11 protein-coding genes are annotated in these 13,608 nt (G+C 34.6%); all 11 read right to left on the bottom strand.

The window, feature by feature from the left end; genetic code table 11:
- Positions 1-6: 6 nt before the first annotated feature.
- Positions 7-1,461: a sulfatase-like hydrolase/transferase gene (locus H8718_RS04975; protein ID WP_249332016.1), complete on the bottom strand. Its 1,455-nt coding sequence runs from the start codon at positions 1,459-1,461 to the stop codon at positions 7-9.
- The gene (locus tag H8718_RS04970) at positions 1,451-2,872 is read right to left on the bottom strand and encodes an arylsulfatase (RefSeq protein WP_249332014.1); all 1,422 of its coding nucleotides are present in this window, start codon (positions 2,870-2,872) and stop codon (positions 1,451-1,453) included. The genes H8718_RS04975 and H8718_RS04970 overlap by 11 nt, the downstream gene beginning before the upstream one ends.
- A gap of 10 nt (positions 2,873-2,882) precedes the next feature.
- Positions 2,883-3,944 (bottom strand): LacI family DNA-binding transcriptional regulator, encoded by a 1,062-nt coding sequence (locus H8718_RS04965; RefSeq protein WP_249332012.1) that lies wholly within the window; start codon positions 3,942-3,944, stop codon positions 2,883-2,885.
- 311 nt (positions 3,945-4,255) lie between these two features.
- Positions 4,256-5,029 carry an endonuclease/exonuclease/phosphatase family protein gene (locus H8718_RS04960; protein ID WP_249332010.1) on the bottom strand — a complete coding sequence of 258 codons (774 nt, stop codon included), beginning with the start codon at positions 5,027-5,029 and terminating at the stop codon, positions 4,256-4,258.
- A gap of 153 nt (positions 5,030-5,182) precedes the next feature.
- Positions 5,183-6,664 carry an ABC transporter substrate-binding protein gene (locus tag H8718_RS04955; RefSeq protein WP_249332009.1) on the bottom strand — a complete coding sequence of 494 codons (1,482 nt, stop codon included), beginning with the start codon at positions 6,662-6,664 and terminating at the stop codon, positions 5,183-5,185.
- A gap of 58 nt (positions 6,665-6,722) precedes the next feature.
- Positions 6,723-7,655, bottom strand: a complete 933-nt coding sequence (locus H8718_RS04950; RefSeq protein ID WP_249332007.1) for a carbohydrate ABC transporter permease — start codon at positions 7,653-7,655, stop codon at positions 6,723-6,725.
- Positions 7,656-7,666: 11 nt separating this feature from the next.
- A complete protein-coding gene (locus tag H8718_RS04945; protein ID WP_249332005.1) occupies positions 7,667-8,614 on the bottom strand; it encodes an ABC transporter permease in 948 nt (315 codons plus the stop codon).
- 439 nt (positions 8,615-9,053) lie between these two features.
- Entirely contained in the window at positions 9,054-9,731 is a 678-nt protein-coding gene (locus H8718_RS04940) for a GntR family transcriptional regulator (RefSeq protein WP_330597584.1), read from the bottom strand.
- Positions 9,700-10,617 (bottom strand): 4-(cytidine 5'-diphospho)-2-C-methyl-D-erythritol kinase, encoded by a 918-nt coding sequence (gene ispE, locus H8718_RS04935; protein WP_249332004.1) that lies wholly within the window; start codon positions 10,615-10,617, stop codon positions 9,700-9,702. The genes H8718_RS04940 and ispE overlap by 32 nt, the downstream gene beginning before the upstream one ends.
- Before the next feature lie 361 nt (positions 10,618-10,978).
- A complete protein-coding gene (locus H8718_RS04930; protein WP_249332003.1) occupies positions 10,979-12,550 on the bottom strand; it encodes an SPOCS domain-containing protein in 1,572 nt (523 codons plus the stop codon).
- Between the two features lie 202 nt (positions 12,551-12,752).
- On the bottom strand, positions 12,753-13,595 hold the full coding sequence (yabG, locus tag H8718_RS04925; RefSeq protein WP_177671844.1) for a sporulation peptidase YabG: 843 nt from the start codon (positions 13,593-13,595) through the stop codon (positions 12,753-12,755).
- Positions 13,596-13,608 lie beyond the last annotated feature (13 nt).

Raw genomic sequence — 13,608 nt, 5'->3', positions numbered from 1 at the left:
ATCCTCTTAATGTTTTACGTCAATGTTGCAGTATTCAGTATGGTAACCTGGCCATGGATGAGCCCTTCTGTGTCTTTCCCCATCATTAAGCGGTGGTATAGTCGCAAGTTTACCATCTTTTGAGTGGCCTAGCTTTTTACTATACTCACTGTTTATAAGATCCTGTTTAAGTTCTTCTTTAATAGCCGCATACGCTGGGTCATGGACTATATTTTTAAGTTCCATAGGGTCTTTTTCAAGGTCAAAAAGTTGTTCACACTGATCTTCCATATACCAGATGTACTTCATCTTACCATCCGTTAGCCCAATGGATTCGAGCATGCCCATCTCGGATACCATCTCTACATATTTTCTTGGCTCTTGTTTTTTCTCAAGCACTGCAAGTAAGTCTTGCCCATCTACATCTTTTGGTACCTCTCCACCTGCAAGCTTTACCAGTGTAGGTAAGATATCTGCATGAGTTACAGGAATATCTACCTTTGTTCCACCTAATGTATCATTTAAAGTTGGCGGTAGGCGTAAGATAAATGGTACATGTGTAGAAGGCTGATGTAAGAAGAATTTAGCCGCTGTATGATGGTCCCCTAAATATTCACCATGGTCTGATGTAAAGAGAATAAGAGTATCTTTTAGCATATCAAAGTCTTGAAGTGCTGAGAAAATACGTCCCATGTTGTAGTCAATCTGAGTAAGTAGCCCGTAGTAGGCTGCTTTTGCTTCCTTCATGATTTTAGGACTAATTTTATCATATCCCCACATTTGTCTAAGGCGTTTAAAGGCAAGTGGTGCATGCTCATCATCTGACCAGTCTCCAAATACAGGTTCTGCTATATCTTCATTACGATACATTGAGTAGTATGGCTCTGGTGGATCAAAAGGTGGATGTGGCTTGGAATATGAGCACCACATGAAAAATGGCTGTGATGGATCACGTCTATCTCTTATGTACTCTACGCATTTTTCTGAAATCCAAGAAGTCATAGTCATAGCTTCAGGCACTGTAGATAAGGCTGGATAAATTTCATTTTGTCCCATACCATGACGCATAGGTTGAATCATACTTCCTGAACGTTGCATCTCTCTAAAGTAGTCATCCGGAATAATCATCTCATCAAAACCATGTTTAGCACGTTGTGGCCCAAAGTGCATTTTACCAATAGCAATAGTTTGGTAGCCAGCTTGTCTCATTAAGTCTGGAAGCGTATCTCTTGTACCCATCACATCTGTTGTCTCACAGTTTGTAGTAGCGCCTGTAGTATGTGGGAATTTCCCATTCATAATGGAAATTCTAGCTGGTACACAAAGTGGACATTGTGAGTACGCATTGGTATAACTAATCCCTTGATTAATCAGATATTGAGTATGTGGCATACGCATATAGTCTGGTGCTAAATCTCCGATGGTATCATAACGTTGCTGGTCTGTTGTAATTAAAATAATATTGTACTTCTTATCTGCCATTTGTATTTCCCTTCTTCCTATAAACTGGTAGTAAGCCAGTTTTTAACTCTATCCCATCTGATAAGCCATCTTCTGGCCTTGTTGCCAAGTAATTTACCATACGTTTACGCCATTTTTCTATTTCTGGTTTATAAACCTCATCTTGGGCTAAATCATAACATTCATAAGGATCTTCTTCTAAATTAAAGAGCTGCTCCTTACCTGTATGTGTGAACCATATATATTTAAATTTGCCATCTGTCATAAACTGCATAGCTTCTTCTTGACTATAGCAACTGGAATGCTCACCATGAATCCATTTTCTCTCTAAGCTTTGCTTATCATTAATAAGTGGCATTAGATTGACACCCTCTACATCCTTTGGCTTATCAATACCGGCATAAGCTAAGATGGTACTGTAAATATCCTGAAGCACAACAGGTGTTTCCTCTTTTGTGCCACCTGCCTTATTCTTTTGCCAAATAATAAATGGTACAGCCGCACTCCCTTCATAGGCATAAGTTTTTCTAAAAAGGTGATGGTCCCCTAACATTTCTCCATGATCAGACGTAAAGAGAATCATATCTGGCATTTCGCCTATATGCCTAAGTTCTCTTATAAGTCTACCAATTTGTGTGTCAATATGGGCAATCTGTGCGTAATAGCCTAATCGCATTTTTCTTATTCTTTCTTCTGAAAGTCTACCTTCCCACACATTAAGGTCATAAACTTGCTTATCATGCTTCTTAGCCCACTCCCCTACAGGAATTTCCTCTAAGTCTTTTTGCATATACTCATCCCAGTAATAACGAGGTGGGTCTATTGGTGGATGTGGTCTATGAAAAGATAAGTTTAGGAAGTAAGGTCTTGTATGATCCCTTCTTCTAAGGAACTCAAGTCCTTTTGTCACAACCCATGTGTTATTATGTAACTCTTCTGGCAGCGTGCTTGGTCTAGCATGCCAGCTGTTATCATCTAAACCATGATCTAATTCACTCATTAAGCCATTAGACTTTTCCTTTAACCATTCATGGTAGTCATTCACATAGTACGGGTCAAACTTCTGCCAGGCTTCATAGGATTCTAAGCCCTCAAACCCACCATGTTTACGTTGAGGGAAGAAATGCGTTTTTCCTACACAATGTGTTTGATAGCCATTGTTTCGAAGAACTTCTGGTAGCATATTTTCATACTCCCAGTTTACGCCATCTGTATACCCTAAAAAGCCTGTTAGGTTAGGACTCTTGCCTGTAAATAAACTCGCTCTAGCTGGCACACAGCTTGGAGCTGGTGAATACGCATTGGTAAATAAAGCCCCTTGTTTAGCTAAACTATCTAAGTTAGGTGTATCGACAGTAGGATGCCCCATAATACTTAAGCAATCCCATCTAAACTGGTCGCATAAAATAAGCAATATATTTGGCTGTTTCATAAAATCTCCTTTATCTATTGGTAGATTGTCTATACTGTATCTTACCACAAATTTTAACCACTTCATGCTCTCTATCTGGGTTATTAATGCGCCATACAACTTGCTCTGCTAAGCGTCTGCCTACTTGATGAATATCAATATAAACAGAAGTTAATTGGCTTTCTTCATCCCCTCTAAAAATATCATCAAATCCAGAGATACGTATATCTTCTGGTACCCTTACACCATAATTAGCTAGCTTTTTTATAACCTTTTGGGCTATAACATCATTGGCACATACAAAGGCATCAGGTAGCAAATTAATATCATGTACGAGGCTTTCTATTGCCCCTTCTGTTTCTTTTTCAAAGTAGAAATGTCCTTGCCTATGGCTCGTAAAACAGTATTCATTATGTAGCTTTAATCCTGCATGCTCATGTGCATTTACAAAGCCTAACCATCTTTCTTTAATACTTTTACAATAGCTTGTATCTCCTATAAAACCAAGTATCTCATCTCCTTGTTCGATGAGATGGCGAGTTATCTTATAAATGCTCTTTCTACCTTCTAATACAACCACATCTGTATTCATTTCTATTATATCAACCCCTAGGGGTATATCAAAATAGACAACAGGAATACCTGTTGTTGCTAACTTCTCCATGGCTTCTTTATTATAGAGATTCATGACAATAATCCCTGCAATATCTACTTCTTTAATGATACTAGGAACCTCAAATACCCTTTCCTGATCAAAATTCAAGAAATTATATAAACAAGTAAATCCTTTATCTGTTAATTCATTCGTAATCCCATTAATAATGTTTCCCCAAAAGGTTGAAAAGTCTGGTGCAATAGCGAGAACAAGAATATTTTTAGCTTTACTTACTTCTACTTCTTGATGCTCCTGACTCATTTTATGCTCTTTTAATAAATGCTCTGGTAACTTTGTATACCCTAGCTCAATGGCTGTTTCTATTACTTTAGTTCTTATATTATCAGAAACCCTTCCTCTGTCATTCATTACTTTAGAAACCGTATTACGTGAGATATCTAAATAGGTCGCAATATCATTTATACCTACTCTTTTCATTTCACTTCCCCCCTTCACGAATTTACCAATTATCCTCAAAATAAGTTTTCTTATTTTACATTTTTATCAAATTCTTTTACGTTTTATATATTTTATTATAACTTGTTTTCAGTTAATTTTCTAATATTTCAACAAAGAAGTTTTTAATTTTGTGTATTTTATATATTATTGGCTTAATTTTTTATTTGAAATTCATATGGATTTTGAAGTCTTAAATTTTACATATTTTACAGTTCTTTGGTTTGCTCTTTTTATATAAACTTGGAGATTTCGTAAAAAAAGCTGCCTCATAATAAGGCAGCCCTTTTGGTCTATTCTAATACTAAATGTGCTTCTACAGGATAATGATCTGATAGATAAATGCCTTCTTCTACATCATCCCATACTCCTATTTGATCACATATAAACTCTTTACTTTTATAGATATAATCAATTTTAATGAAATCCTGTGGTTTCCCAAAATTATGGAAAGTATATTCTATCCCTTTTGTCGTATCTTCAAGTATGCCATCTTCCTCTATAACTTGGATTTCCTTGCAGTCAGGACTTGCATTAAAATCACCCATTAATAAGCTTGGTAATGGGAAACATTCATAATCTTGTTTTATTCTCTCTAACACAAGGCCTATACCAAGAAGTCTTGCTTGCTCTCCTTCATGATCTAGATGTGTATTATAAACACGTATTGGTTTAATCCCATTCTTATGTTTTAATAATGCTACTGTACATACTCTAGGACAGATACTTTGCTCCTCAAATCTACTACCTGGTAAGTAAGGTGTAGGAGAAAGCCAAAATGTCTCTAGTCCAAATAACTCAAAAGTATCTTTTCTATAAGCAATCGCATTATGCTCATCTGTATAATCTTTCGCTCTTCCACATCCTACAAGATTATATTCTGGGAAGCTTTCTTCAAACCATACTTTCATATGAGGTAACATTTCTTGAAAGCCTATAATATCAGGTGATTTCTCTTTAATTTTTCTAATTATGTAAGGTTTACGATATTCAAAGTTATTTTTTCCATCCTCTTTACAATCATAACGCATGTTATAAGTTACTACTTTTAGTTTATTCATTGTCATACCTCTCTCCTTATTGTTTCGTGGGATTTATTGAATTCCCCCTATCTATATATCATTCTAAAACTTTTAAACTTTTTAGTATAGTATAAAATTCTATAATTCAATGATAATAAAAGGAGCAGAAGATCGCCCTTCTACTCCTTTTATTAATTATTATTTTCCTAAATAAGCATCAAGTTGTGCTTGAATTTCATTAACAATATCACGGATACCAGCTTTTTCGAGTTCTCCCATCATCTTAGGAATAACTTCTTCTGGATTCATAGATCCTGTCATAAGTGATGGTTGATATTTATCAATAATATTAGAACATGCAGCAATTTGATTTTGTACAGGTTGTGTATTAGCTACAAAGCCTAAAGCTGGTGAAGCAAATGCTTCTTCTTGTTGTTTTTGAAGGTCAGTCCACATTGTTTCTGGTGCTGGTGCGACAGTATACATATTAAAGAATGTGCCTTGTGTATAAGCTGGTACATCATATCTATCACTTATTTTTTCAATACTGTTATCACCTACTTTATTGTAATGCTCGCCTTCAATACCATAAGCAAGTAAGTTTCTTAAATAAGAATCTGTATTAACAAGTTCAATTAATTTAAGTGATTCTTCAACATGTTGTGAAGCTGCTGAAATAGCTAAGAAAGAGCCTTGAATAGTTCCTGTAGAGTAAGCTGGTCCAAAGAAATGGTTATCTGCTCTTGGATAATCAGTAGCATTTTCCCATGCATGTGGGAATCCTTGTGCTGCATATACCGCTCTGTATTTAGGCGCCTCAGTTAATGTAGCAGCATCTGGATTAATTAACCCTTCATTAAACCATTTATGAATAATTTTTAAGTTTTCCATTAAATCTGGATCTTCCCATGGTACTACTACTGTTGCAGATGCATCATCATATTTCACCGCAACTCCTGTTGCTAAAGTATCAAAATTACAGATTGCTGGCATAAATCCATTAATACCCTCACTGCCTGCTAAAATTAATGGATATTGAGTCGGATCATTTTCTTTGATTTTTCTAAGTGCTGGTTCTAATTCTTGTAAAGTATGAATTTGAGAAACATCTATTCCTAATTTTTCAACTAATTCTTTATCCCATACCCAATATTGAGCTTGTGCAGAATCTTTAAATGCTGGAACCCCAAAAATTTGTCCATTGGTTGTTACCCCTCTCCAGAGTTCTTCAGGAATAAATGCATTTAAATCTGGTGTTACTGTAGGAATAAGATCTTTTAAATCTGCAAAATAACCCTTATTAGCTAAATCTGCATAACCAGAAATTGAAGATCCAAAAGCAATATCATATGCTTCACCACTTTGAACAATGTTAGATAATTTTTTGCCATAATCTCCCCAGCTAGCATACTTAAAAGTAACTGTTACATTAAGCTTTTCTTTTGTATACTCATTTATAGCATCACTAACCATTTGATAGTCTTTAGGTTCATTACCAATAGTCCACCAAACTAAATTTACTGGCTCATCTGAGTTAGTAGCATCAGATGTTGATTCTTGTTTTCCATTAGCTGTACTTTCTCCTTCTTGCGCCGCTTTATCTGTACTACACCCTACCATTGTAGATAGTGACATTAAACCTACGAGTAATAATGCTGTCATTTTCATCTTCTTATTCATTATAATTCCCCCTCTAATTAAGTGTTTATTATTAAATTCTTGAGAACTTAATAAGCTCTTATTCCTTAACTGCACCAATTGTAAGCCCTGAAATAAAATACTTTTGGAAAAATGGATAGGAACATGCAATAGGTAGAACAACAATTACAACAATTGCCATACGCACACTTTCTGAAGGTAGCTTGGCAATAAGTTCTGCAGCCGATGCTCCTAATGTACTTAAATTGTCATTAATAAATGCGATATCATTTTGAATACGATTAAGCATAGCCTGGAGTGGCACGAGCTTATTATTATCAATGAATAATAAGGCATTATACCAGTCATTCCAATATGCAAATGTCAAGAATAATCCTACTGTTGCAATAGCTGGTAAAGATATAGGTAATACAATTGTAGTAAATATCTTAAACTGACTTGCCCCATCAATCTTTGCAGATTCAATAAGTGAATCTGGAACTGTCGTTTGGAAAAAAGTACGTAACATAACGATATAGAATGAGGATACAGCCATCGGTAAAATTAATGCCCATAACGTATCTTTAAGTTTTAATACTGTAGCTACTGTAATGTAAAAGGAAATCATACCTCCACCAAATAGCATCGGAATAAAGATAACCCATGTAAAGAATCCTCTAAATTTAAAATTTCTTCTAGATAAAGAATAGGCAATACTCGTATTCAGTAAGAGCCCTACAATAGTTCCTAACACTGTTACAACAATCGAAACAATAAAGGATCCCATAATACTTTCTTTAGATTCCCATAAAAATCTATACGCTTCTAATGAGAATTCTTTAGGCCAAAATCTATAACCATATGTTGCAATAGATTGTTCTGAACTAATAGAAATCATAAATACCAAGATAACTGGCATTAGGCATATGATAGCAAAGAAAATAAATAATGCTGATAAACCTATATTGGTCGTTTTAGAAACACGATTAAACCGTTCAACACCTTCTAATGCTTGCTTTTCATATCTACTCATCTTCTTCCCTCCTAGAACAATCCATTCTCACCGTCAATTTTCTTAACAATGGTATTTGCTGTTACGATTGTGATAAATCCAATAACTGATTGGAAAAATGCTGCCGCAGAACTCATAGCCATACTACCTGTTCCTTCAATAGCTCTATAAACATATGTATCAATTGTTGCTGTAGCATTAAATAATGCCCCTGCATTACGAGGTAATTGATAGAACAGCCCAAAATCAGATCTGAAAATGCCTCCTACTGCCATAATAAACATAATAATAATAATAGGTTTTATAAGAGGTATAGTAATGTATCTAATTTGCTGCCACTTTGTAGCACCGTCTATAATAGCTGCTTCATAATAAGTTTGATCAATTCCCGTTATAGCTGCTAAGTAAACAACCATTCCATAACCTACGGATTTCCATATATGCATAAAAACAATTATATAAGGCCAATATTTAGGATCCATATACCATTGCACGGAAGATTGACCCATAGAACTTAAAAGTTGATTAATAATTCCTTTATCATAGCTTAGGAATGCAAATAAGAAATAACTTACAACAACCCATGATAAGAAATGTGGTAAGAACATAGCTGTTTGACAAGTTTTAGCTAGCTTTTTACTATAAAGCTGATTAATTGCAATAGCTAATGCTACCGGTATTACTGTACCTAAAATAATAAAGATAACATTATAACATACTGTGTTTCTAAGAATAATAAGTGCATCTGGTGTTTTAAAAAGGAACTCAAAGTTAGTTAATCCTACCCACTCACTACTAATTAAACTTGCAATAAACCCTTTGCCTGGCATCATTCTAAAATCTTTAAACGCAATTAAGATACCTATCATAGGGAAAAAGCTAAATACAAGATACCAAATAGTAGTAGGTAATGCTAAAAGAGTTAGTTCTATATCATCTCGACTTACTTTGAACCTTTTTACTTTATTTTGTTTATCCACACTATCCCCCCTAGTTTTATTAAGTTGTATTTTTTTATAAACAATAAATTAAAATTTAGATTTTATTTGTAAATATATATTTTACAAAATTGTTTACTTATTTAAATTTATATTAACACCATTTTTGTACAATTTCAACCTATTATATTATTTTATGTATATTTTTTTGTTATATTTTATTTTATTCCTAACACAATTAGCATATTCACAATATTTTTATTCATTTTCTATTCATATTACCAAGTAAAATTTTTTTGATAATGTAAATTGATTTTTACTCTTTATGTTAGATTATTTGATTTTATGCAAATAAGCCTATATATTCTTTCTCCTATACCTTCTACGCTTTCCATATATATTTATATTAAATTAGCTCCGTAAAACTTTTACCTTCTTAAAGTATGAATATAAAAAAGGAGTTGCCTAGGCAACTCCTTTACTATTTCTTACTTTGTATAAATTTCATTATAGAACTACATTGTGTCTCAATATGTTTAGTCGCTAACTGAGATGCTAACTCGCTATCTCTGTTTTTAAGTGCCTCTAACATTGCATTATGTTCTGCAATAACAGCACTGCTTTCTTCTGTATTCTTAAGATACGTAATACGGTAGCGTTGTACCTGCTCTCTCATATTATTGTAAAGCTGAACAAGCTTTTCATTTCGAGAAGCTTCTGCGATAGTATCATGGAATTCAATATCTTTTTGAATCATCACTTCAATATCATCTTCTTTGGCTGCATATTCATACTCTGCAATAATAAGTTGAAGTTTTAAGAAAGAACGCTCGTCCATATGTTTGCACGCAAGTTTTGCTGCTAATGCTTCTAAAGAAGCACGTACTTCTAATACATCTTGAATGTCTTTTCCTGTAAACTGTGCAACTTGTGCACCTTTACGTGGAACCATGATAACAAGACCTTCAAGCTCAAGTTTTCTAATCGCTTCTCTAATTGGTGTACGGCTTACACCTAGTTTCTCACCAAGTTGTGTTTCCATTAATCTTTCGCCAGGCTCTAACTCCCCATTTAAAATTGCCTTACGTAAAGTTTGGAATACAATATCCCTTAATGGTAAATATTCATTAATTTTCATGTTTGAACTTTCTTCTCTCACGTCTTTTCCCCTCTCTTTTGGCTTTACAAAATGTACTTGTCACATGTACCTCTCTGAGTCCACATTGATTTTTAAAGTATTCTGCTGCCACTGCTGCTTTATATCTACTTGGGAAAATACCAAATACTGTAGGCCCACTGCCACTCATCATACTTCCTAATGCACCATACTCTAGCATATCTTGTTTAATCTGTTCGATTTGAGGGTGCATCTTAATGGTTACGTCTTCTAATACATTATCCATATTGTTTGTAATAAACTGTATATTACGTGCTTTAATAGCTTCTACATACTCGTCTGTTTTAGGATGCTTTGTAATTTCATCTACCTTTAATGCTTTGTATACACTTGCTGTAGAAACACTAATATTAGGCTTTGCAAGTAAAATATGCATACTTGGCAATGAAGGTAATGGTGTAAGTACTTCCCCTATTCCCTCTGCAAGCACTGTTCCCCTTAAAATACAAAATGGTACATCTGCTCCTATTTCAAGTCCTATCTCCATTAACTTCTTCTTACTAAAATGCGTTTCAAATAATTTATTAAGCCCTACAAGAACTGCTGCTGCATCACTGCTTCCACCAGCTAAACCTGCTGCTACAGGTATACGTTTAAAGATATCTATATAAACACCACTTGTTATATTCGCCTCTTTTAAAAACTTCTCTGCTGCTTTATACGTAATATTTCTATCGTCTTTTGGAAGCCATGCTAAATTATTATTAATACGAATACCTGGAGTTTTAGTCTTTTTAACGGTAATAGTATCATACAGATTAATTGTCTGCATAATCATTCTCAGGTCATGATAACCATTGTCTCGTTTGCCCACTACATCTAGCGTAAGGTTAATCTTACCTCTTGCTTTAAGTACTATTGTATCCATGTGTAACTCCTTCGTGATTTAGCGTTTTTTATATTATACCCTTTTAAAAAAGTGTTAGTCAATAAAAATGTATTTCGTGTATACAATAAACAAAAGAAGCTATTATAAGCTTACCACATTAGCCACTTCATAAGTGTGCCGTAGCTCTTTTCTTGTATTGATGCTTAGTAGTCAGCGTGGGGATGTGTTCTCCAGAACCTGCCTACGTAGCTTTCAGCTAAGAAACACATGAAATGAAAAATGAATAGTGTTTCTCTGAAAGTGAAGTGAAGCAGGTGGGGGAGAATACATCCCCACATTGCCATCTACTCATTCTAATAGGAAAAGAAGGGCCGCTTTGCAGCCGCCCCTTTAATTTCTATTAGAACTTTGTTTTCTTAAGGATAATGAGTTTCTGACCAATATTAATTGGTGCATTTTCATCTAAATCATTAATCTCTACAATATCTTGTACTGTTGTATTAAAACGTTTTGCAAGATTCCATAAGGTATCACCTTTTTTAACGATATAAACAGTAATACTTGGATAGCTGTTAAGCTCTTCTTTATCCATATCTGCTACATCTACTTGATTAATCGTTTGAATGTTACCTTTATTATAAACGTTAGCCATATAATCAAGTCCATATTCAAGCATAATATCATTCTTATTGTATACGCCAGCTTCAACATCTTTAGGTTGTACTTTAACTTCTACATAAGAATCTTCATTAAGCCCTTCAAGTGTAAGATCTTGGCTAAATGGAATCATCTCCATAGCTGTTTGAATCATGTTCACACTTTCTGGATCAATATAAACAACTTTAGCTTCAAGCATACCGTTAATTGTCAGCTTGTCACCTTCAACTTTCTTTTCATCAATAACAGGTTTTAAGTTTACACTGAAAATTTGATCGATCATAGGTGCGCCGTTTTCAAGTGTAATGACATCTTTCTTAGATGCCTTAGCTACGCCTTTTGAAGCAAGCGTCATATAGTCTTCAGATGTATTCGTCATCTTAACTTTTTTACCTGGGCAATAGACATCATCTATAATTGTCTCAGTATCTTCATCAAATGTGTTGTATTTGGCTTCTACAATACATTCTACTTCTATGACACGGTCTTCCCCATCAAAGTCAGGGCAAACCTGCATATAGATAGGTTTAACACTCAAGTCACAGTTCCAGTAAGCTTCTTCACTTGGTTTTGGAAGGTCTGTGCTTCCTGCAAAAGGAATACGATGTTTAACAATTTCAACTGGCATATCAGGCTCTTGAGTTTTATACATTGTACTTACTTCTACAATACCATTGTAAAGAATTTCGCTGTCTGTACGTTTCGTTTGTTCTTCTTTAATACATGTATTCATTTTAAGAACTTCACCAATGCTACATTTGCCTTGTGGAATTGTAAGTTCGTCTTTTACTACAAGTTTTTCTGTCCCACTTTGAGAAGGTTTAATAACACTTAATGTACCTGTATTCGTCTGAACAGCAACATCACCTCTAACCTCTGTCACAAGCTCCATTTCTTTTGGTTTTGTAGCTTCCACACAAACCCCTATAATAGACTTCACGTTAAGCTTACGTTCATTTAAAATATTCCAATGCATATGCTCAATATTATAGTTAAAAGCTACACGCTGATTATTGCTTACACCTTCTAAGATAACAAAGTCTTCAAGTGGAATACTTCCCTTCATCGTATAAATTTCTTTTGAATTGTTTTCAGGTACATATAAAATTGTTGTATCTAATTGCCCTTTATAAACTACTCGATCCTCTTGTACATCTATCTGGTCAATATTAATCTCTCCGTCTAAGTAAAGTACTCTTTGCATGTCAGGTTTTCCATCTGGAACAATAATATCTCTTTCTTTGACAACTTGTACTGCTTCTTTTCTTGTCATTTCATTTAGTCCAATTTGTTTCTTTACCAGTTCTAATGCCATTTTTACGCTCCTCCTCTTCTAACCTTTACACTATACCTATGTATATGAGTATGAGTTATCCAACTTCTATTTCATGTATATTCATTCTGAAATAGAAATATGTATTTTTTCTAAGCATAAAATAAAAGAGACAGCTGGCGGATTGCTGCCTCCTTTCTCTATTTATAAACGAACACACTAAGTAAACACATTTCCTGCGCCGTTAGGATAATGAGTCTACTAAACCTACCACTGGTCCTCCTTTTCGTGCTACCCCTAGAATTTCATACCCTCCTATCCCTTTAAACTGGGTTAATGTATTTTTTATGGCATGTTCTATGGGGAGCACTTCATTAAATGGACAATAAGCGATACGCTCGACAATAAACACAGGATCTAATGCATGAATAAGCACTCTTGCAGGGGAGGCTGCATAATCTGCACCTGCCTCTAACAATGCCTCGAAGTAGGACTGACAGGCACCTGCAAATATAATGAGTTGCTTGTTATTTTGGCGGGCTTTTCGGGCTTCTTTAACAGCCTCAATAAAGTACTTTGAGTTTTTATACTCATTAATATCATAAAGGTTCTTGTAATTTTTATTTAAAGAGTCATGTCCAGTTAAAACAAGTATATCTGGGTTATGTTTTTGTAATAAACCTCCTATTTTTTTAGGTTGCTCAAACTCAAGGACATTCTCACCAACCGCTGGTACCCCCAATGTCTCATAGTACTTCATACACAAATTAAGATAGAATGAGTCTCCATCTATATGCAGTACTTTCCCTGTTTTTTGGAGCACGGGTTTGTTTTGGTCCTTAAGTATTTTCTTCTCAGCCACTAACATTTTTACTCTTTCTTGGATCTGTTCCATCAAATAGCTTTCTTTGTTTGTAAATCGCATCCCTCCTGCTAGCTCCAAATCTTCCATTGGTGCATCTGCTATAATTCTATAGGATATCCCTTTTAATTTTACAATGCCGTCAGATTTTATTTCCAATACTTTAAATAGCACATCACGATTGTAAGAGATACGTACAACATAATCTCCAACCTGAATCATCATAGATCTTCGCTCC

This window comes from Zhenhengia yiwuensis (genome assembly GCF_014384995.1).
Classification (GTDB): Bacteria; Bacillota; Clostridia; order Lachnospirales; family Cellulosilyticaceae; genus Zhenhengia; species Zhenhengia yiwuensis.
This window is presented reverse-complemented; position numbering and strand designations above follow the sequence as displayed.

What these genes read in the sequence shown, in the direction of transcription:
- H8718_RS04955 (WP_249332009.1), bottom strand. Translation starts at nt 6,664, where the DNA reads ATGAATAAGAAGATGAAAATGACAGCATTATTACTCGTAGGTTTAATG.
- yabG (WP_177671844.1), bottom strand. Translation starts at nt 13,595, where the DNA reads ATGATGATTCAGGTTGGAGATTATGTTGTACGTATCTCTTACAATCGT.
- H8718_RS04950 (WP_249332007.1), bottom strand. Translation starts at nt 7,655, where the DNA reads ATGAGTAGATATGAAAAGCAAGCATTAGAAGGTGTTGAACGGTTTAAT.
- H8718_RS04975 (WP_249332016.1), bottom strand. Translation starts at nt 1,461, where the DNA reads ATGGCAGATAAGAAGTACAATATTATTTTAATTACAACAGACCAGCAA.
- H8718_RS04960 (WP_249332010.1), bottom strand. Translation starts at nt 5,029, where the DNA reads ATGACAATGAATAAACTAAAAGTAGTAACTTATAACATGCGTTATGAT.
- H8718_RS04965 (WP_249332012.1), bottom strand. Translation starts at nt 3,944, where the DNA reads ATGAAAAGAGTAGGTATAAATGATATTGCGACCTATTTAGATATCTCA.
- H8718_RS04970 (WP_249332014.1), bottom strand. Translation starts at nt 2,872, where the DNA reads ATGAAACAGCCAAATATATTGCTTATTTTATGCGACCAGTTTAGATGG.
- H8718_RS04930 (WP_249332003.1), bottom strand. Translation starts at nt 12,550, where the DNA reads ATGGCATTAGAACTGGTAAAGAAACAAATTGGACTAAATGAAATGACA.
- ispE (WP_249332004.1), bottom strand. Translation starts at nt 10,617, where the DNA reads ATGGATACAATAGTACTTAAAGCAAGAGGTAAGATTAACCTTACGCTA.